The sequence below is a fragment of the Nocardia altamirensis NBRC 108246 genome (assembly GCF_001612685.1).
GTDB classification, from domain to species: domain Bacteria; phylum Actinomycetota; class Actinomycetes; order Mycobacteriales; family Mycobacteriaceae; genus Nocardia; species Nocardia altamirensis.
Window position 1 is genome coordinate 1 of the sequence record NZ_BDAY01000128.1, and the last position, 19,456, is coordinate 19,456.

Consider the following 19,456-nt stretch of genomic DNA (forward strand, 5'->3'; position numbering starts at 1 on the left):
ACCCGCTGCGGCGGTTCCGCTCGGCGGTGCCCGCGGTGTCCCTGCCGCGGTAGCGATCACCCCCGGCGCAGGCGCCAAGCCCGCGCCGGCCAACCCCGGTGCGCCGAATGGTTCTGTGCCACTGGGAGGTCCGAGTCCCTCGGTGCCACTGGGCGCGGGCACGCCGAACGGTTCGGTTCCCCTCGGCGGGGGCGAAAGCACCAACCCGTTCGCGGCGGCCCCGTCTGCGACCCAGCCCCCGTGCTCGCTCGGCTGGCCCGCGCCGAAGCAGCAGGGCGGTCTCGCCTCGCTGATCGGCCTGGCCCCGCTGGCCGGTCCGTTCTCCTCGGAGGCGTTCGCGCTCGGCAATGTGTACCAGCCCATCCTGCAGCTGGCTGGTCCGGTGCTCGCCGAGATCGCGCCGGTGATCGCGCAGTACCAGCCGGTGCTCGACCCGTTCATCACCCAGGTTCAGGGCGTGGAAGCGGTTGTGCTGCAGGCGATCCTGCCGTACTACGGCCCCTACCGCGGCCAGCTCATCGCCGCGGAGGGCGAGCTCGCCAAGGTGCTTGCGCCCATCCTCGCCCGCGCCTACAACAGCGACATCGCCTCCTGCTTCGTCGCCTGGCAGGGTCAGATCATCGACCAGGCCAAGGGCGGGCGCATCACCGTCGCGTCCCTCGCGCACCCCGGCACCGTCGTGGAGCTCGGTCCCGAATCCTGATCGCGACACATCGTCGGGCGAAGGTGCCGCAGGAACTGTGATCGTCCGGACATACTGGGTCGATGGCGACGAACCATCGGGCGGGTGCCGTCTGGAAGCTGGTCGACGACGGCGTGCTGACCGAGACGCAGTTCGAGGCGGTCATGGTGGCGCTGGCGTCGCAGGAGCAGCGGCCGCGCGGCAAGATCGTCGCCGAGATCGCGGCGTATATCGGTGCGGGCCTGGTGTTCAGCGGGATCGCGCTGGTGGTCGGTTCGTCATGGGAGGACCTCGCGCTCGGCGGCCGGGTCGCGGTGCTGACCGCCGTCTCGATCGGGCTGGTGCTGGCCGGGATCGCGGTGGTCGGCGGGCCGCCCCGGTTGTTCGTGCGCGGCGCGCACGGGCCACGCGTCCGGCTGGGGTCGGCACTGCTCGCCTTGGCCGCAGGAGCGGTGGCCGGGACCGTTGGCACCGCGCTGGACAACGGCTCCGACGATGCCGGGTCATGGGCGGTGCTCGCGGGCCTGGTGGCGGCCGTGGTCGGCTATGCCGCCGTGCCGTCGGTGATCGGCATGCTCGCCTGCGGCATGTTCAGCGGCTCGGCGATCCCGTGGGCGCTCGGCGATCTGACGGATGCCGACGATGTCTGGGTCGGCATCGGCATGCTCGTGGTCGGCGGAATCTGGTTCGCGCTCACCAGGATCGACGTCTTCGTGGAGAGCTGGCTCGGCTATGCGATCGCGGTGAGCATTGCGCTGATCGGCGCGCTGATGGTGCAGGCCGACGACCGGCCGTGGGCGTTTCTGCTCAGCGTGCTGGTGGCCGCGGTCTGCTTCGCGCTGTTCGCGCAGCGGCGCTCGATGGTGCTCGTCCTCGGCGGCGGGCTGGCCGTCGCGATCGCGGTGGGTTCTGCGGTGACCGAGTGGACCGACGATCCCTTCGTCGCCGCCTGCGTCGTCCTCGTGATCGGCGCCATCGTGCTCGGCGTCGGGGCCTATGTCCTCACCCGTTCCTCGAAGGACTCGGCCTAGCTGCCCGGGCAAACTGCCTGGTAGACGTCGGATACATCATTGAAGAAAGCGTGGGATGAATCACACTCGGCAAATACATGGACGTCCAACTATAGGATGACCGGCATACCGCGTCGCGCGGTCTCATGGTCGGCTACGAGAAGGACTGGCATGGTTCGCGAACTCACTCATTTCATCGGCGGGCAGCACGTCGCGGGCACCTCGGGCAATTTCGGTGACGTCTTCGACCCGAATCTCGGCCAGGTGCAGGCGCGGGTGCCGCTGGCAAGCAAGGCCGAGGTCGAGGCCGTCATCGCGAACGCGGAAGCGGCGCAGCAGGTGTGGGCCGCGTTCAATCCGCAGCGGCGGGCACGGGTGCTGATGAAGTTCCTGACGCTGGTGCAGGACGAGATGGATTCCCTTGCGGCGCTGCTCTCCTCGGAGCACGGCAAGACCATCGCCGACGCGAAGGGCGACATTCAGCGCGGCCTCGAGGTGATCGAGTTCGCCACCGGGATCCCGCACCTGCTCAAGGGCGAATACACCGAGAGCGCGGGCACCGGCATCGATGTCTACTCGATGCGCCAGCCGCTCGGCGTCGTCGCGGGCATCACCCCGTTCAACTTCCCCGCCATGATCCCGTTGTGGAAGGCGGGGCCGGCCCTGGCGACCGGAAATGCGTTCGTGCTCAAGCCTTCCGAGCGCGACCCTTCGGTGCCATTGCGCCTGGCCGAGCTGTTCCTCGAGGCAGGCCTGCCGCCCGGCGTGTTCAATGTGGTCAACGGCGACAAGGAAGCCGTCGACGCGCTGCTGCACGATCCGCGGATCAAGGCCGTCGGCTTCGTCGGCTCCACCCCGATCGCCCAGTACATTTACGAGACCGCGACCGCGAACGGCAAGCGCGCCCAGTGCTTCGGCGGCGCCAAGAACCACGCCATCGTGATGCCGGATGCCGACCTCGACGATGTCGCCGACCAGTTGATCGGCGCCGGTTACGGTTCCGCGGGCGAGCGGTGCATGGCCATCTCGGTGGCGGTCCCGGTCGGCGAGGAGACCGCTGATCGCCTGCTGGCCAAGCTCACCGAGCGGGTGCACAAGCTGAACATCGGCCGCTCCGACGATCCCGGCGCCGACTTCGGCCCGCTGGTCGGCCAGGACGGCGTGGACCGGGTGAACAAGTACGTCCAGATCGGCATCGATGAGGGGGCCGAGCTGGTGGTCGACGGGCGCGGCGTGACCGTCGCCGGCGCCGAGGACGGATACTTCGTCGGCGCAACGCTGTTCGACAAGGTCACCCCGGACATGCGGATCTACCAGGAGGAGATCTTCGGTCCGGTGCTGAGCGTGGTCCGCGCCAAGGACTACGAGGAAGGCCTGCGTCTGGCCAACGAGCACGAATACGGCAACGGCGTCGCGATCTTCACCCGCGACGGCGACACCGCCCGCGACTTCGCCGCCCGCGTGCAGGTCGGCATGGTCGGCATCAACGTGCCGATCCCGGTCCCGATCGCGTACTACACCTTCGGTGGCTGGAAGCGTTCTGGCTTCGGCGATTTGAACCAGCACGGCCCCGATTCGATCCGCTTCTACACCAAGACCAAGACGGTGACGCAGCGGTGGCCCTCCGGTCTCAAGGAGAGCAACGCCTTCGTCATCCCGACGATGGACTGACCGGATGTTCATCCTCGACGACGACGAGAAGGCGATCCGCGACACCGCGCGCGGCTTCGCCGACGAGTTCCTCGCGCCGAACGCCCTGGAATGGGATGAGCAGAAGCACTTTCCGGTCGACGTGCTGCGCAAGGCGGGCCCGCTCGGCCTCGGCGGCATCTATGTCCAGGAGGACGTCGGCGGGTCGGGCCTGCGCAGGCTCGACGCGGTGCGCATCTTCGAGCAGCTCGCCACCGGCTGCCCGGCCGTCGCCGCCTACATCTCCATCCACAACATGGCGACCTGGATGATCGACAGCTACGGCGACGAGACCCAGCGGCAACGCTGGTTGCCCCGGCTCACGTCGATGGAGCTGCTCGCCAGCTACGCGCTGACCGAGCCCGGCGTCGGCTCGGACGCGGCGGCGTTGAGCACCAAGGCAGTTCGCGACGGCGACGACTACATCTTCAACGGGGCCAAGCAATTCATCTCTGGCGCGGGCGCCACCGACGTGTACGTGGTGATGGTGCGCACCGGCGACACCGGCGCGCGCGGCATCTCGGCGTTCATCGTGCCCGCCGACACTCCGGGAATCTCCTTCGGCGCCAACGAAAGAAAGATGGGCTGGAATGCCCAGCCGACCAGGCAGGTGCTCTTCGACGACGCCAGGGTGCCCGCGGCGAACCTGCTCGGTGCGGAGGGCGACGGTTTCCGCATCGCGATGAACGGCCTCAACGGCGGGCGGCTGAACATCGCCGCCTGCTCGGTCGGCGGCGCGCAGGCGGCGCTGGACAAGACCGTCCCGTACCTGGCCGAGCGGCATGCTTTCGGCAAGCCGCTGCTGAAGAACGACGCGTTGCGCTTCCAATTGGCCGATATGCGTACCGAATTGGAGGCGGCCCGCACGCTGCTGTGGCGGGCGGCGGCCGCGCTCGACGCCGATGCTCCGGAAAAGGTCGAGTTGTGCGCCATGGCAAAGCGTTTCGCCACCGACGCGGGTTTCGAGGTGGCGAACAAGGCGTTACAGCTGCACGGCGGCTACGGCTATCTGGCCGAGTACGGGCTGGAAAAGATCGTTCGGGATCTGCGGGTGCACCAGATCCTCGAGGGCACCAACGAAATCATGCGGGTGGTCGTCGCCCGCGCTGTCGGAGGAGCGGCATGACGGAACCGGAAGTTCTCATCGAGAAACAGGACGGGCTCGGGCTCATCACCCTGAACCGGCCCAAGGCCATCAACGCGTTGAATCACGAGATGGCGCTTGCCATTACCGACGCGCTGCGCGCCTGGGCCGACGACGACGCGATCCGCACCGTCGCCGTCACCGGTGCGGGGGAGCGTGGCCTGTGCGCGGGCGGCGATATCGTCGCGATCCACCGGGACGCCGCAGGCGGTGCGGCGGGCCCTGATTCGCCGACCGGCCGGTTCTGGCGCGACGAGTACGTGCTCAACGCGCTGATCGGACGCTACCCGAAGCCGTATGTCGTGGTGATGGACGGCATTGTGATGGGCGGCGGCGTCGGCCTGTCCGGCCACGGCAGCCACCGGATCGTCACCGAGCGTTCCAAGATCGGCATGCCCGAGGTCGGCATCGGTTTCATCCCCGATGTGGGCGGTACCTATCTGCTCGCCAAGACACCCGGCGAGCTCGGCACGCACGTCGCGCTGACCACCGCGCGGATGGACGCGGGCGACGCGATCGCGGCCGGATTCGCCGACTATTTCGTGGCCTCCGAACACCTTCCCGCGCTGCTGGATACGCTGCGCACCGAGGCAGCGGACATCGCGATCGCCAAGTTCGCCACCGACGCACCGGAATCCGGCTTGCTCGCGCAGCGGGCGTGGATCGACAGCTGCTACCGCGCCGACACGGTCGACGAGATCGTCGCGAACTTGCAGGCGAGCGACGCGAAGGAGGCGGCCAAGGCCGCCGCCGACATTCTCGCGAAATCGCCTGTCGCGCTGAAGGTCACGCTCCGCTCGTTGCGCTCGGCCCGCACCGCGTCGAACCTCGAGTCGGTGCTGAACGAGGAATACCGGGTCTCCATCGCGTCGCTGTCCTCGCACGATCTGGTCGAGGGTATTCGCGCGCAGGTGATCGACAAGGACCGCAACCCGCAGTGGTCGCCGGCGAGCCTCGCCGACGTCACCGCCGCGCAGGTCGACGCATACTTCGCCGAATTGGGCGATAAGGAACTGGGTTTGGTGAGCAATGACTGAAAAGATCGGATTCCTCGGACTCGGCCACATGGGAGCGCCGATGGCGGCGAACCTCGTCAAGGCCGGATATGAAGTGCTGGCCTACGATCCGGTGCCCGCCGCACAGGAGCAGGCGATCAGCGCAGGCGCCACGGTCGTGAGCACGGCCGTCGAGGCGGCGGACGCGGGCACGGTGATCACCATGCTGCCCAACGGGAAACTCGTCCTCGAGGTGTACGCCGAGCTGCTCCCCGCCGCCAAGCCGGGCACCCTGTTCATCGACTGCTCCACCATCGACGTCGCCGACGCCAAGTCGGCCGCCGTGCTCGCCATCGGCGCGGGACACCGTGCACTGGACGCCCCGGTCTCCGGCGGTGTCGCCGGTGCTGCGGCGGGCACGCTGACCTTCATGGTCGGCGGCGGCGCCGAGGATTTCGCGGACGCGCTGCCGGTGCTCGAGGTGATGGGCGGCAAGGTCGTGCACTGCGGCGGCGCCGGGGTCGGCCAGGCCGCCAAGATCTGCAACAACATGCTGCTCGGCATCTCCATGATCGGCCTGTCCGAGGCGCTGGTGCTCGGGGAGAAGCTCGGTCTGACCCACCAGTCGTTCTTCGACGTCGTCTCCACGGCCTCGGGCCAGAGCTGGGCGCTGACCAGCTACTGTCCGGTCCCCGGGCCGGTGCCGACCAGCCCGGCCAACAACGACTACCAGCCCGGGTTCGCCACCGCACTCATGAACAAGGACCTTGGCCTTGCGGCGAATGCGTTGCGCGAGAACAGCGTCGACGGCCAGCTCGGCCTGCTTGCCGCCGAGATCTACCAGCGGTTCACCCAAACCGGTGCGGGAAAGGACTTCTCGGCCATCGTCACCGAAATACGTGGACGGAGTGCGGATCCCGCGCCCGGTGCGTGAGCTGCCGCGATTGCTCGAAACCGATACCGCCTGATCCCGGCCGACCGCTCGCTGAACGAGTCGCCGGGGCGGCGGTATCGTCACCGATGTATCAACTTCCCCCCGACCGAGAAGGTGTCTAGTGACCGACTTCGAGACGATTCTGCTGGAGCGCAAAGGCCGGGTCGGCTGGATCACGCTGAACCGCCCGAAGGCGCTCAACGCGCTCAATGCCCAGGTCCTCGACGACGTCATCGCCGCGCTGGACGAGCTGGAGCGGGACGACGAGATCGGCGCCGTCGTCATCACCGGGTCGGAACGGGCCTTCGCGGCGGGCGCCGATATCAAGGAGATGCAGCCCAAGTCGTACATGGACATGTTCCTGAACGACTACTTCGCCCGCTGGGACCGGCTCGCCCAGTTCCGCAAGCCGACCATCGCGGCCGTCGCAGGCTACGCCCTCGGCGGCGGCTGTGAGCTCGCCATGATCTGCGACCTGTTGATCGCGGCGGACACCGCCAAGTTCGGCCAGCCGGAGATCAAGCTCGGTGTCATCCCCGGCATCGGCGGCTCGCAGCGGCTCACCCGTGCCATCGGCAAGGCCAAGGCGATGGATCTGGTGCTCACCGGTCGCAACATGGACGCCGAAGAGGCCGAGCGCGCCGGGCTCGTTTCGCGCATCGTGCCCGCCGACGCGCTGCTCGACACCGCGCTCGGGGTCGCCGAGACCATTGCGTCGATGTCGTTGCCGGTCACCATGATTGCGAAGGAAGCGGTCAACCGGTCCTTCGAAACCACGCTTGCCGAAGGCTTGCGGTTCGAACGCCGGGTCTTCCATTCGCTGTTCGCCATCGACGATCAGAAGGAAGGCATGGCCGCCTTCGTCGAGAAGCGTCCGGCGAAATTCACCAACCGCTGAGTGGCTACTGCCCGTCTGGAACGTTCCAGGCGGGCAGAATGTCGATCCACTTAATGTCTTCTCGCTAACCGAAACTCGACGACGGCCCGCTGATTTCCGCGGGCGTCGGCGTGCTGCCGCGGCCGGGCTCGGCCGAACCACGGTCCATCGCAAGGATTCCCGCGATGGTCGCGCCGAGCGCCGCGGTCACCGCGACGGCGGCGATGAGCTTGCGGCGGTCGACCGGGCCGTGCACCAGTGACGCGGACAGCGCGGTGCCCGTCCTGGCGCGAGCCATCCTGACGTCGCCGCCGTGGCGTTCGGCGGCGAGCAGAACGGCCCCGCGCGCCGAGACGTAGTCCGGTTCCGGGTCGTAGATGATCGGCAGGTCGATCAGTTCGGCGAGCTCCTCGCGGATGCTCGGATTGCGGGTGCAGCCGCCGAGTAGCACCAACGCCTCGGGCCGGACGCCGCTCTCCTCGATGAGCTGGTGCACGAACGACGCCGAATGATGGATGCTCGCGGCGCACAATTCGGCCAGGTCACTGCGGGTGACGACCTCGCGGCCGCCGGAGATCGGGTCGATCGCGGTGACCACCCGCTCGCTGCTCAACGCCTCCCGGTGCCTGCGGCTGGTCAGCTTGTCGGTGAGCACGCCGCCGCGGGCCAGCTGCCAGCGCAGCAGCGCGTCGTAGCCGTCGCCGCCGAGCACCGTGCTGCGTTTCCCCGCGATGATGGTGTCGGTGCGGCAATCGGCGTGTGTGATGGTCAGCCCGGAACTGCCGAGGTCGTAGAGGAGTACCGAGCCCTCGTCCGGCAGCTGGCCGCTGAAGCGCAGGTAGCGCAGCTGGGCGAGCGGTTCGTCGACGATGGTGAGCCGGTTGCGGCCCGCCGTGGTTCGAATGGCGTCGGCATGCATGGTGCAGCGGCAGGTCACGGCCGTTCCGGTGACGAGTTCGTCGCGGCGGTCGGCGGCGCCGCGCATCTGGCGGATCGCCTCGAAAACGGGTTCTTCGACGCTGCCGCCCGCGCGGCGCGGCACCGTGCACCGGTCGATCGGTGGGAGGTGTGGCTGATCGGAATGCGTCAGCATCGCGCGTGCGCCACCAGCGCCCGCCGATACCCCCAAGACCAGCACCATGATTTACATGGTGGACCTTTTCGTCGCCGCTGCCAAGTGAACAGGCCGAGAAATTCGCTAGTTGGATGCCGGACCGTTACCCCGTGGTCAATTCACTGGTGTATTGGACCGTCCAGTACGGACAATTTACTCCGCGTCGGTCGCGGACCAGCGGGCCGGTTCGTCGCCCGTGTCGAAGTCGCCTGCGGCGTGTCGGAATTCCGCCAATAGCTGGAGTAGGGTGTGCAGCCGGTCCGGCGCGAGGCCGGGCTGTGCGAAGACCTTCGTGTTGAGCTCGTCGGTCGCCTGCGCGACCAATTCTCTTCCCGCGTCGGTGATCTCGATAAGCGTAGCGCGCCGGTCGGTGGGATGCGGCACGCGCTCGACAAGTCGTGCCGACTCCAGCCGGTCGACCGTGTTGGTCACGCTGGTCGGGTGCACTTGGAGCCGCGCGCTCGCCTTCGCCATCGGCAGTGCGCCGGTCTTGCTGAAGCTCAGCAACATGAGCAGTTCGTACCGGGAGAACGTCAAACCGGTCGGTTTCAGGGCGTCGTCCACCCTGGCCATCACGATTTGCTGGGCCCGAACCAGGGAGGTCACCGCGGCCATGCCGTCGGCCACCGTGCCCCAGCCGTGGCCGACCCATTGACGATGGGCCTCCTCGATCGGATCGAGCGGAAGGGGACGTGGCCGAGACATGGTCCGATCATTCCATGCTGGTGCGCACTGGTCGGGGACATCCAGCGGGGCTTCGGATCACAGTGTCCACGAGCGGACATCGCTTGTCGCGTCGCGCCTGTCCTTCGAATCAGACTGAGTGCAAGGGTGTGGTCGCTCCTCGATCGCGGGCACTATCAATCGCGAGGCGGGCGTGGCTGAGTGGTTGAGGCAACGGTCTGCAAAGCCGTGTACGCGGGTTCAATTCCCGCCGCTCGCTCCAAGACGGGTCGAGGTTCGCCTCGGACGGGTGCTCGGCTCGGTGTACGCCACCGCCGAGTCGAGCACCTGCGAGCCGTGGTCAGTGTGCCCCTTCGCGCCGTGCTCGTCGGCTGAGGTACTTCATGCCGGTGTCGCACATGACGGTGACGATGGTTGCGCCAGGACCGAGTTGCTCGGATATCCGCAGCGCGGCAACCACGTTGGCGCCGGTGGACGTTCCGGCGAACAGCCCCTCCTCGCGGGCCAGCCGCAGCGCCATGGCGTCGGCTTCCTGCGTGGAGACCAGTTCGATCCGATCGGCGGTGTCCGCTTGCCAGAGCGGCACCACGAATCCGGCTCCGACGCCGTCTATTCCGTGCGCACCCGTCCGGCCGCCGGAGAGGACCGGAGATTCGGCGGGCTCGACCGCGACAATCGTGATCCGCCGATGGTGCCGACGCAGGGCCGCCCCCGTCCCCCGCAATGAAGCCGCGGTGCCGACGCACTGCACGAAGCCATCGATCCGGCCGCCGGTTTGCTCCCAAATCTCCTCTCCCAGTGCGGTGTAGGCCCGTAGCTGGGCCTCGTTGTTGAGTTGATCGGTCCAGTAGCCACCCGTCCGCTCGGTGATCGCGCGGGCCGCGTCGATCATCGCCAAGGTCAGCTGCTCCGTCATCCGCCCGTCCACGCTCGGTACGACGTCGACGTCGGCGCCGAAAGCGCGCATATGGTCGAGCTTTTCCCGGGCAAAGGCATCCGAGCTCACGATGTGCAATCGATACCCGCGCACCGCGCAGACCAAGGCGAGGGATACTCCGGTGCTGCCTCCGGTGTACTCGACGACGGTTCCATTTGCTTCGAGGCGTCCCGCGGCCTCGGCGGCCTGAATCATCGCCAGCGCAGGCCGGTCCTTCATGCTGCCGGTGGGGTTTTCGTTTTCGAGCTTCAGCAAGATGCGTCCGCCGTGCTCCGGCGCGATGCGACGCAACGCAAGCAGGGACGTACCGCCGATGCGCTGCAAGATATTCGGACTCGATGTCGGAAGCTGTGGATGTGCCATAACGCTGATCATCGGTCCGGCTGACACGCCGAACTAGTTCAAAGATTGAACCACACGCCTACGCTGCAGTGATGAGCAAGCAAGTCACCGAAACGGCTTCCGCCGCGCATGACGGAGCCGAACGCCGCGCCGGCGGTAGCGGATACGGTCAGTTCTGTGCGGTAGCCAGAGCATTGGAGCTGCTCGGCGAGCGTTGGACGCTGCTCATCGTGCGAGAACTGTTGCTCGGCGCGACGACCTTCACCGACATCTGCCGCGGCTTGCCGCGCATCCCACGGGCAACGCTGTCCGCGCGCCTGCGGGTTCTTCGGTCCGCAGACATCGTTGCGATCGTCGACGGCAAATACCAGCTCACCACAACGGGTACCGCGCTGTTTCCGGTGCTGCGGGAACTGGCGCACTGGGCCACCCGCGCCGACGGGGCGGCGCTCGCAGGCGACCACCTCGACACCGCCGCGCTCACCTGGGATATGCGGCGGCGCGTCGACCAGGCGGCGCTGCCGGAGCGCACAGTCGTCCTCGCGCTCGAATTCACCGACCGCGCACCGGACGATCGCAACTTCTGGTTGCATCTCTCGCGAACAAGCGTCGATCTGTGCCGAGAAGACACCGGAGCGCCGGTCGACGTCTGGCTCACCGGGCCGACCGCCGAAGTCACCCGGTGGTGGCTCGGTGAACTGTCCTGGCCGCAACTGTTGGGCTTGCCCGCAGTAGAGGTGCACGGCGACAGGACATTACAACGCCAGATGAACCGCTGGTTCCTGCGCTACGTCTTCACTGCGGACGCAGTCGACTAGCTCCGGCGCGGCACCGTGGCCACCTTTGCCTGCCACCGAAACCGGCACCGACGTCGGCACGGCTGGGTCGCTAGCCGAGTCCCGAGAAATCGCGCAGCACAACGTGATTACGGTCGGCGGTGGTGCCGAGCGTGTAGTCCGGGAGCAGGCCGAAGTACTCGCCCCTGGTGACGGTGCTCCAGCGGCGGGCGGCGTCGGTGCGGGTCTTGTAGAAATTGACCATGTAGCCGCCCTCGTACAGCCGGAGCAGGCTGTAGCCGCCCGGATACTCCTTCACCGCAGCCACTTCCAGGAATTCGACGGCGGCCGCGGTATCGGGCCGGGTGCGGCGATTGCGGTGGGTATGGCCGCTGTGCTGCAGGAAAACGCCGGGCGAGCGCGCATAGAGGGCTTGCAGTTCGGCGCTGTCGCGGCCGTTCAAGACGAATCCCGGTCCGGCCAGATTGGTCAGGCCGGATTCGACGGTGACCGGGTGGTGGCCGAACACCAGTGTCGGCCGGTCCGGATCGGCCCGCAGTCGCTCGGTGAGAACGTCGAATTGCGGGCGGTCGATGGTGCCGCCCGACCCGTCGAGTTCGCTCGTGTCCAGGCCGAGCAGGCGCAGGCCGCCGAGTTCGTGCTCGAGCAGTTGCTGGCGCGGGGTGAACGCGTCGGCAAAACAGTCGTGGTGGTCGGCGGGTGCCGGTTGGCACGCCGCGTAGTCCGGGCCGACGTGCGGGCGGTCGTGGTTGCCGCGGACCACAAGATAGTCCGTGCCCATGGTGCCCCAGCTGTCGAGATGCGCGCGCACGGCACGCGCATCACCAAGCGACGCTTCACTTGTCAGATCGCCTGCGATGAGCAGCAGGTCGGCGCCGCGGTCCGGGCGGCGCAGATCGTCGAGCAATGCGGCAAGCATCACCTCGGGGTAGGGCGGCACGTCCTGGCGGAAGCCGGGCGGCAGGCTGTCGACAAGTATCCCGCTGACCTGCTCGCCGTAATGCACGTCGTTGGCCAGCGCGACAGTGCGCAGCGGGCGACCCGGCGGCGGCACCAAAGTGGTGAATTCGCCCATGCATTCGGGAGATCCGGGGCTCAGCGTCGTCAACGACAGGGCAGGGACGGCGCGGACGCCGCGCGATCGTGCCTCGAAGCGATAGGCGCGGCCGGGTTCGAGGCCGTCGATCTCGGCGTAGTGGAACGGTGTTTCCTGCGTGTCCCCGAACACCGGGACCAGCTCGTGCGGTGCATCGGCCGGAGCAAGGAGCACTTCCGCGTCGGCGGGGACCGGGGCGAGTCGCCCGGCCTGGTCGGGTGCCACCGTCGTCCAGGTCAGGATCACCGATCGGTCGGTGATCGTGACCACCTCCAGATCGGTCGCGATCAACGGATTCGGCTGTGCGCCAGCCGGACTCGCGCCCGGCACACCGGCGAGCGGCAGCAGCGCCGCCATGCCGATGAGGCCGAGCAGAGTGCGTCGGGACGGGCCGCAGCACGTCATGAGCGAGGGACCCGGGTCAGTTCGCGCCCGAGCCGGCGGAGCAGACCTTCCACTGACCGTTTTCCTTCTTCAGGTGTTCGGTGGTGCTGGTGTCGGTGTCGGGTTCCTGACCGGGAACCAACAGGGTAAGCGTCCCGACGATGTGCGCCGTCGCGGCATCACCGGTGATCACAATGTTCTCGATCTTATCGATGGTGACAGAGATCGTCGCAGCGTCGAATTCCTCCCGCTGGGGTGCGGGCAGCGCGTCGAACTCGGCCCGGTCCGCCGCGCACGCCTTCGCGGCGGCGGCCTTGAACCCGTGCGATTCGAGCGTGCCGTAGAAATCGCGAATCGCCAGTTCGATCCGCTTTCCGTCGGAGGCGAGCGGGCCTTTGCCCTGTGCCGTCAGCACCGCCCCGATCACCACCGCGCCGCCGAGCGCGAGCAGCACCACCGCCACCAATCCGACGATCAGGCCGATCTTGGTCTTCTTGGCGGGCTGCGGAACAGGCGCACCGGCCTGCGGAGGCTCGGCCGGTGGGTACTCGGCCGGTGGATAGTCGGTCGGCGGGGGATAGCCGGTCGGCTGCTCGGGTTGATGCGGATACTGCGGTCCCTGATACGGCGGCTGCCCGCCCGGCGGATAAGTCATCGTCTCGTCCTCCGTCGACCCCCCTGCCTTCCTCGAAGGTTACGGCAACCGCGCATCCGGCCGACTGAAAGCGGCGTCGATCTAGTCCACTGCCGAGCGCCTCGGGCATGTCGCGCCCGGAAGGTTGCCGGACGTGTCGGGATCAGGGTGCATCCGGGTCGGCGGTCACCATTTCGGAGGATGCGCGGGCCGTCGCCCGCGCGTTACCGTCGCGCCGTGGTGGTATCAGCGCAAGGTGTGCGAAACCGGCCCGCTCTCGCGATCAGGATCGGCGTGGTCTTTGTCGGGGTGACGGTCTGGTGGTTGGTGTTGATCTCCGGGCTTTCCGCGGTAACGGGGACGGGCTACACCCGAGAGCTGCATGTCGTGCGTGCCGTCGGCGCCACGCTGGGCACCATCCCGCTGGTCTACCTGGCTCGCCGGTTTCTCGACCGAAAGCCGTGGTCCGGCCTGGGATTATCGTCGGTCGCCCGCGGGTGGCGTGATTTTCTCTTCGGCGCCGCGTGCTGGGGTATTCCGGCTGCTATTTCGGTAGCGTTGATGCTGCGGTTCGGCTGGGCCGAGATCACCATGAAAACCTCACTGGCGCAGGCGCTGCCCGCGTTACTAGGACTCGTTGTCCTGGTCACCCTGTATGAGGCTGTGCCGGAAGAACTTGTCTTCCGCGGCTATATCTACACCAACCTCGTCGAACGCTGGTCGAACGCCGTCGCCATTCCGGTTCAGGCAGTGCTTTTCACGACCTGGGGTGCGTTGATCAGCACTTCGCTACCCCCTGAACGAGTCGCACTGTTCTTCGTATTCGGCCTTGTCCTAGGCGCTTTGCGCGCCACCACCGGAAATCTCTGGACCTGCATCGGTTTTCACATCACCTTCCAGGTTCCCACCCAATTCCTCGCCGCCCGATGGACCCACTTCGAACTCGACGACCCCGACTTCAACATCAACGGACTGGCTTTCGTGATCATCCCGTTCCTGACCACCGCCGTAGTCCTCTGGTTCGTCTCCCGCAGAAAGCGTCGTTCAGCCGACCAGCGCTGACCATCTGCTAGGTCCACAGATCCTTCGTACGGTCCACAACACCTCTACGTCTACTGTCTGTGGACAGTACGAGTCCTCTGTGGAACCGGCGCGGCGAGCTATGTCTGGAACGGGACCGGCCGGCCTGCGAACGCGGCGAGGCGGTCCAGGGCCGGCGCTGCGACGTCGATGGGTTGGGCTTCAGCGAATTGGCCGCCGCGGGGGCGGATAGCGAGTTGTTGTTCGAGGAAGGACAACGACTGTTCGGCGATCTCGTCGGGCAGCTCGACGGGAATCCCGGTGGCCTGGGCCAGATCCCATCCATGGGTGATCAGATCGGCAAGCCGCAGCCGCAACCGATCGGCACCCGTAGCCCCGCCGAAGTCGCGCTCGAGCACCCCGGGCCGAGCAAAGGCGGCCAGCACCGAGGCGGTAGAGGTCCGGTAAGCCTCGACCGGATCATCCCCGAGATGCCCCCCATCCCGCGCAGGCATCGGCCCACCCTCTACAAGCGCCGCGAACGTCAGATTCACCCCAACCAGATGATCAACCACCTCCCGCACATTCCAAGCACTACAAGGCGTAGGCGCATCCCACTGTTCAGCCTGAACCGCACCCAACAGTTCCCCCACAGCCTCGGACGCACACACGAGATCCTCAACGAATGCATTCACCCCGCGAGGATATGACCACCCAACCGCAACTGCCAGAAGAACTTTGGCAGCCGCCGGTCTACCGCACACGCCACCGGAACCACATGTCGGTGCCATCGATGCGATAACCCTCGCGTTGGTCGAATCGCAGCTCGGCCAAAAGCTTTCGCGCAGTGTCCGGCCGTTCACGATGTGGCGACAGCAGACGGGTCAGTTCGTCGTAGCGGGCGTCGATCCCGCCGTAGCCCGGATGACTCCCAGAACCGACCTCTCGAGCCTCGAGGCGCTGGGTGTAGGTGACGTAGATCGCCCACTGCTCGAACTCCAACGCCACTGCCTCCTCGCTTGCGGGCCAGACGATGTATTCGTCGACCTCGCCGCCCCACGTGCAGTCGGGAGTGGTGTCGAAGTAGTGCGGCTGCCCTTCGATGTCCGCGAGACCGGCACGGGGCCCGTCGTATATCTCCGACTCGATGTGCACCCGCTCGAAGCCCTCTGCGATCAGCTCCGCCTCATCCCAAGTTCTAGCCACCTCCGCATGCTATCGACACCTGACCTGCTCGCGGTTCGGCAACAGCGCCATTCAATTTGGAACCGGCCTTATTGGAACGTTCCAGAACGGAGCGTCCAGCGAATTGTGGAACAGGTTGTGTTTCAACGGTTCCGGTGAATTAGGGTATTGCCACCTCCCCTCGAGGGACGGTGTGGCAGCTGGTCCAGGCCACATCGTGCCGAGGAAGGAGGTGGTGGGGAATGGCGAAACATCGCCGGAAAAAGCAAGAGGCTCCGGTCGACTATGGCATCTTCTTGGCAGTTGCTGCTGTAGTCGCCGGAGCACTCGTCTTGGTCCGCTGGTTGCGGGCTAGCTAACCCACCAGGTGGGGCGTCGACAGCCATCGGCGTCCCACCGCCCAGCATCACTTGCGTGACAGGGTCAACTGTACCGGTTGTGCCGAATTTCATGCGACTTCGAAGCGAATCGTATGGAATCCGCCGCCGCTTTCCATAGCGAGCTCGGGCAACCTGGCTTCTTCTGGTTCCAAAACGGAACGTTGCAGCGTTCCACTGAGGAACGTCTTCTTGGTTCCGATTAGGAACGCGTCTTTGGGTGATGCGGTGAATGGCGGAATGTGTTGGTTTTCAACGGTTCTCGTCGGTGGGCCGACGTAGGGTGTTGGCACCTCCAGCCGAGGGGCGATGGACACGGTCCAGACATCGCGCCCAGGAAGGAGGTGGTGGGAAATGGCGAAACATCGCCGGGCAAAGAGCAAGGCCCCGGTCGATTACGGCATCATCTTGATCGGAGCTGCCGTGATCGCCGGGGCGCTCGTGCTGGTCCGCTGGTTAAGGGCTAGCTAAACCCATCAGGTGGACGTCGACTGGCATCGGCGTCCACCGCCCAGCATCACTTGAGTGACGATGTCATCGTATCAAGATTGCTTGGTCGGATGAAGCGGCGAGTGACTTTCGAAGTGTGTTCTCGAACCAGAAAGGCCCCGACCAGATTGCACAGGTCGGGGCCTCTCGATCAGTGCGCTCGGCAGGACTCGAACCTGCGGGCTGCTGCAGCGGAGGCAGGACAGGGCAGGCTTTGAGGTCTCCGGTGGTCGCTTCCGCGGCAGCGGCGGAGGCTGAGGTCTCGGAGTGATCGTGACAGTGAGAGTCGAGGCGTGGAGCTTCAGCAGGTGCTCGAGCTTGTGGTCGCTCTTATCGTTCGACTATCAACGCGGTACGATTCAGGACTACCCAGACATCCGAATCTCTGCCCCGATATTTGTACGCATCCCACCCTAGCGCGGCACCGTATCGTCCCAAATCCGACAGCACATTTCTGCGCTCTTCCAGCTCTGTTCTTCTTGCAGAATGTTGTGGCTCCTTGGCCAACTCCGCCCCGATCGACCGGATTTCATTTTCTTGTTCTGCTTTGAGGGCGTGCAAATCAGTCTTCAGCGCGTCAGGGTGCATTGCCATATGAATGACATTGCCTGCCCAATTTTCGGCAATCCCATGGAGCTGCGCCGAATCAACGTCACTCGAACCGGATTCACGACCGTATGCATAAGTGCCATTGCCGAGCGTACCTCGCCCTGCAAAGAAGTCGCCGGTCTTGAAGTCCTCTGCGTCCTGTGGCCTGTGCACCGCCCTGGCCAGCTCTGTCCAACCATTATCGACGGCCTCGCGCATGCCGTCGGCATCCACGAGGCGAGCTGGGCCGTCGAATCCTTGGCGCCGAAGTATGTGCGCCAGCGCCGGATCACCCTGGTTGACGAGACCGAGGCGCACGACCTTCTCCCTATCCGGGAAGGGTAGGTTGCGGAATCCTTGCTGCCGAAGTGTCTGCGCCAGCTCCGAATGACCATGGCTGACGAGACCGAGATGCAGGACTTCGTCCCACACCGTCTCATCGCTGAAGTCGAAGCGCTGAGCTTCGAGGTAGAGCCGGTGATAGTCGAGATCATTGACCAGACTGCGGTCCTTTGCCCGCGAATCGATCCCCCGGCGGCGCTGCGCGAGCTCTGCGTCGGTTTGTCCGATCCCGGGGACCCGGTGAGGTTCGTGACTGAGCGTCGGGCGTCGATCGGCAACGCCGCTGCCGATGGAATCTGGTGTGGACCCGCCCGTTCCATCACTTGATGGCGGCTTCGGTCCGGGTTTGTCGGTCGAATGGGACGAATGGACGTGATCCGTGGCGTTTTTCAGCCGCTCACCATTCGATACGTCGGTATCCACTGTGCTGTGACTTGCGGCCCGGACAGCATCCGCGCCTATCGGGTGGCCTCTGTAGGTGTCGGCGACAGTGCCAATCGCCTGTGGCACCTTGTCACGCAGCTCATCGGTTACTTCCAAGAGTGCCCGTGCGATACGCGTCCCTAGCATCTGCTTTCACGCCCTCGCTGTATCGCGCGGAAGCGACGTTGTCGTTCTGCTCGGTGCAAGTGGAAGCACCCTCGGTGATCGGAGAATGATACCTCCGCCAGGCTGGGAACGGTATCGACCGTAATCGGAAACGAGCCCACCTCTGAGGGATTCTTGGATGCCGTCGCAGCCGCCACCGAGTCTCGTCTCGAGCCAGTCGATCAACTTCCTCCGCTGACACCCGCACCACCAGCGGCCCGTCGATCGGTGGAAGCGGCGGCGAAGACATCGGGTGCGGTTGTGACACCGAGGTTGGACGAGTTCTCGAACGAGATGGGCCCCAACCAGATTCACGCTGGTCGAGGCCCTTCAGATCTGTGCCCTAAGCAGACTTCGAGCCTGCGGCCTTTTGCTCCGGAGGCCTGTCCGCCGCCCTCGCGTGTATGGGGCCCCTTCTTCGCCCTGCTTCCTCACACTGGCCGTCCCCTCAGTCAGGCGGGCCTGTCAGCCCCGAACAGCGAAGCGTGGGTTGACCGGGTCGAACGACAACTGCTCGGGACAATTAGCCTATGAGAAGGCAGGAACCTTCGGTGCTCGGGTGATGTGATGCCACTGGCCTGTCTCGTTGAGTCGACAGTGGAGCTTCCTGCGGCTACGCAAATCTTGTGATCGCCCTCATTGTTCGACTATCAATGCGGTGCGGTTCAGAACCACCCACGCATACACATCGTTGATCCGGTACGCATCGTAACCTTTGATAGCAGCGTATCGTCCGACGTCCGACAGCACGTTAATACGCTCTTCCAGTTCTGTTCTTCTCGTAGAATTTTCGCGTGTATTTTCCAACTCTGCGCGGATCCATTCCAGTTCCTCATCTCGTTTTGCGGTCAGGGAACGCAAATCGGTGATCAACGCGTCGGGTCGCATCGCCATATGGATTACACTGCCCGGGGTAGGGCCTCCGGCCGCGTAGTGCTCGGCAAACTTCTGGAGCTGAGCCGAATCAGGTTCGCTCGAACCGCGTGCACGGCCGTAAACATAGGTACCGCTGCCAGAACCACCTACTCCTGGAAAGAAGTCGCCGGTTTTGAAGTCCGCTGCATCCTGCGGCCTTCGCACACCCCGGGACATTTCGATCCAACCCTCGTCGATGGCCTCGCGCATGCCCTCGGCGTCCACGAGGCGAGGCGGGCCGTCGAATCCTTGGCGCCGGAGTATCTGCGCCAATGCCGGATCGCCACGGTCAACGAGCCCGAGGCGCCGGACTTCCTTCGCCACCGCCGGATCGTTACGCTCATAGCGCTGAGCTTCGAGATAGAGCCTGTGATAATCGAGAGCATTGATCAAATTTCGATCTATCGCCCGCACATCGATCCCTCGAACCGTCAGCGCGATTTCTGCGTCTGTTTGTCCGATCCCTGAAACCCGGCAAAGTCCGTGACTGAACCCTTTCAGATCGTGCACCTGAATATCGGCGACACCCCTTGTAACTCCGAGGAGTCTTTGGATCAGCTCGGAGAGCGACTTACCCCACAATACGGTCCTCCGGCTCGACAGCTGGGCATGGCAGTACCGGCCCGAGACTCC

18 protein-coding genes and 1 tRNA gene are annotated in these 19,456 nt (G+C 65.7%); 10 read left to right on the top strand and 9 right to left on the bottom strand.

The genetic code is table 11. The features are described 5' to 3' along the window. From NA11_RS42260 to NA11_RS42290, 7 genes are all read left to right on the top strand, one after another. A partial coding sequence (locus NA11_RS42260; protein ID WP_069167747.1) for a polyadenylate binding domain-containing protein occupies window positions 1–703 on the top strand: 703 nt, incomplete at its 5' end. A gap of 62 nt (window positions 704–765) precedes the next feature. Next, window positions 766–1,713 (top strand): DUF2157 domain-containing protein, encoded by a 948-nt coding sequence (locus NA11_RS42265; protein WP_069167748.1) that lies wholly within the window; start codon window positions 766–768, stop codon window positions 1,711–1,713. Between the two features lie 150 nt (window positions 1,714–1,863). Further along, complete coding sequence (locus NA11_RS42270; protein ID WP_069167749.1) at window positions 1,864–3,363, top strand: CoA-acylating methylmalonate-semialdehyde dehydrogenase; 1,500 nt, start codon at window positions 1,864–1,866, stop codon at window positions 3,361–3,363. Between the two features lie 4 nt (window positions 3,364–3,367). Then, window positions 3,368–4,507 carry an acyl-CoA dehydrogenase family protein gene (locus tag NA11_RS42275; RefSeq protein ID WP_069167750.1) on the top strand — a complete coding sequence of 380 codons (1,140 nt, stop codon included), beginning with the start codon at window positions 3,368–3,370 and terminating at the stop codon, window positions 4,505–4,507. Further along, window positions 4,504–5,562 carry an enoyl-CoA hydratase/isomerase family protein gene (locus tag NA11_RS42280; protein WP_069167751.1) on the top strand — a complete coding sequence of 353 codons (1,059 nt, stop codon included), beginning with the start codon at window positions 4,504–4,506 and terminating at the stop codon, window positions 5,560–5,562. The genes NA11_RS42275 and NA11_RS42280 overlap by 4 nt, the downstream gene beginning before the upstream one ends. Then, complete coding sequence (mmsB, locus tag NA11_RS42285) at window positions 5,555–6,454, top strand: 3-hydroxyisobutyrate dehydrogenase (RefSeq protein WP_069167752.1); 900 nt, start codon at window positions 5,555–5,557, stop codon at window positions 6,452–6,454. Before NA11_RS42280 ends, mmsB begins: the two co-directional genes overlap by 8 nt. Before the next feature lie 121 nt (window positions 6,455–6,575). Further along, window positions 6,576–7,352: an enoyl-CoA hydratase gene (locus NA11_RS42290; protein ID WP_069167753.1), complete on the top strand. Its 777-nt coding sequence runs from the start codon at window positions 6,576–6,578 to the stop codon at window positions 7,350–7,352. A 64-nt stretch (window positions 7,353–7,416) separates the two neighbouring features. Here the strand turns inward: NA11_RS42290 and NA11_RS42295 are convergent, their stop codons facing one another. Beyond that, window positions 7,417–8,472 carry an Hsp70 family protein gene (locus NA11_RS42295; protein WP_069167754.1) on the bottom strand — a complete coding sequence of 352 codons (1,056 nt, stop codon included), beginning with the start codon at window positions 8,470–8,472 and terminating at the stop codon, window positions 7,417–7,419. A 126-nt stretch (window positions 8,473–8,598) separates the two neighbouring features. After that, a complete protein-coding gene (locus NA11_RS42300; RefSeq protein WP_069167755.1) occupies window positions 8,599–9,150 on the bottom strand; it encodes a MarR family winged helix-turn-helix transcriptional regulator in 552 nt (183 codons plus the stop codon). A gap of 166 nt (window positions 9,151–9,316) precedes the next feature. Between NA11_RS42300 and NA11_RS42305 the strand changes: the two genes are divergently transcribed. Next, window positions 9,317–9,391: transfer RNA gene (locus tag NA11_RS42305), tRNA-Cys, on the top strand. 78 nt (window positions 9,392–9,469) lie between these two features. Here the strand turns inward: NA11_RS42305 and NA11_RS42310 are convergent. Then, window positions 9,470–10,429, bottom strand: a complete 960-nt coding sequence (locus NA11_RS42310; protein WP_069167756.1) for a PLP-dependent cysteine synthase family protein — start codon at window positions 10,427–10,429, stop codon at window positions 9,470–9,472. A 71-nt stretch (window positions 10,430–10,500) separates the two neighbouring features. Here NA11_RS42310 and NA11_RS42315 point away from each other — a divergent pair, with 71 nt between their 5' ends. Then, window positions 10,501–11,226 (top strand): winged helix-turn-helix transcriptional regulator, encoded by a 726-nt coding sequence (locus NA11_RS42315; protein ID WP_084655568.1) that lies wholly within the window; start codon window positions 10,501–10,503, stop codon window positions 11,224–11,226. 70 nt (window positions 11,227–11,296) lie between these two features. Here NA11_RS42315 and NA11_RS42320 read toward each other — a convergent pair whose 3' ends face one another. Both NA11_RS42320 and NA11_RS42325 read right to left on the bottom strand, forming a co-directional pair. Beyond that, entirely contained in the window at window positions 11,297–12,658 is a 1,362-nt protein-coding gene (locus NA11_RS42320) for a metallophosphoesterase (protein WP_245746572.1), read from the bottom strand. Between the two features lie 64 nt (window positions 12,659–12,722). After that, window positions 12,723–13,340: an Rv0361 family membrane protein gene (locus tag NA11_RS42325; RefSeq protein WP_069167758.1), complete on the bottom strand. Its 618-nt coding sequence runs from the start codon at window positions 13,338–13,340 to the stop codon at window positions 12,723–12,725. 216 nt (window positions 13,341–13,556) lie between these two features. Between NA11_RS42325 and NA11_RS42330 the strand changes: the two genes are divergently transcribed. Beyond that, a complete protein-coding gene (locus NA11_RS42330) occupies window positions 13,557–14,381 on the top strand; it encodes a CPBP family intramembrane glutamic endopeptidase (RefSeq protein ID WP_245746573.1) in 825 nt (274 codons plus the stop codon). Window positions 14,382–14,479: 98 nt separating this feature from the next. On the opposite strand, the gene NA11_RS42335 is transcribed toward NA11_RS42330, so the two are convergent. From NA11_RS42335 to NA11_RS45360, 4 genes are all read right to left on the bottom strand, one after another. Further along, entirely contained in the window at window positions 14,480–15,130 is a 651-nt protein-coding gene (locus NA11_RS42335; RefSeq protein WP_084655569.1) for a TIGR03086 family metal-binding protein, read from the bottom strand. Then, window positions 15,093–15,545 (bottom strand): hypothetical protein, encoded by a 453-nt coding sequence (locus NA11_RS42340; RefSeq protein WP_069167760.1) that lies wholly within the window; start codon window positions 15,543–15,545, stop codon window positions 15,093–15,095. The genes NA11_RS42335 and NA11_RS42340 overlap by 38 nt, the downstream gene beginning before the upstream one ends. A gap of 1,175 nt (window positions 15,546–16,720) precedes the next feature. Next, the gene (locus NA11_RS45355) at window positions 16,721–17,743 is read right to left on the bottom strand and encodes a hypothetical protein (RefSeq protein WP_141718158.1); all 1,023 of its coding nucleotides are present in this window, start codon (window positions 17,741–17,743) and stop codon (window positions 16,721–16,723) included. 801 nt (window positions 17,744–18,544) lie between these two features. Next, window positions 18,545–19,456, bottom strand: a 912-nt coding sequence (locus NA11_RS45360) for a hypothetical protein (protein WP_218023494.1), incomplete at its 5' end; no start/stop codon positions are given.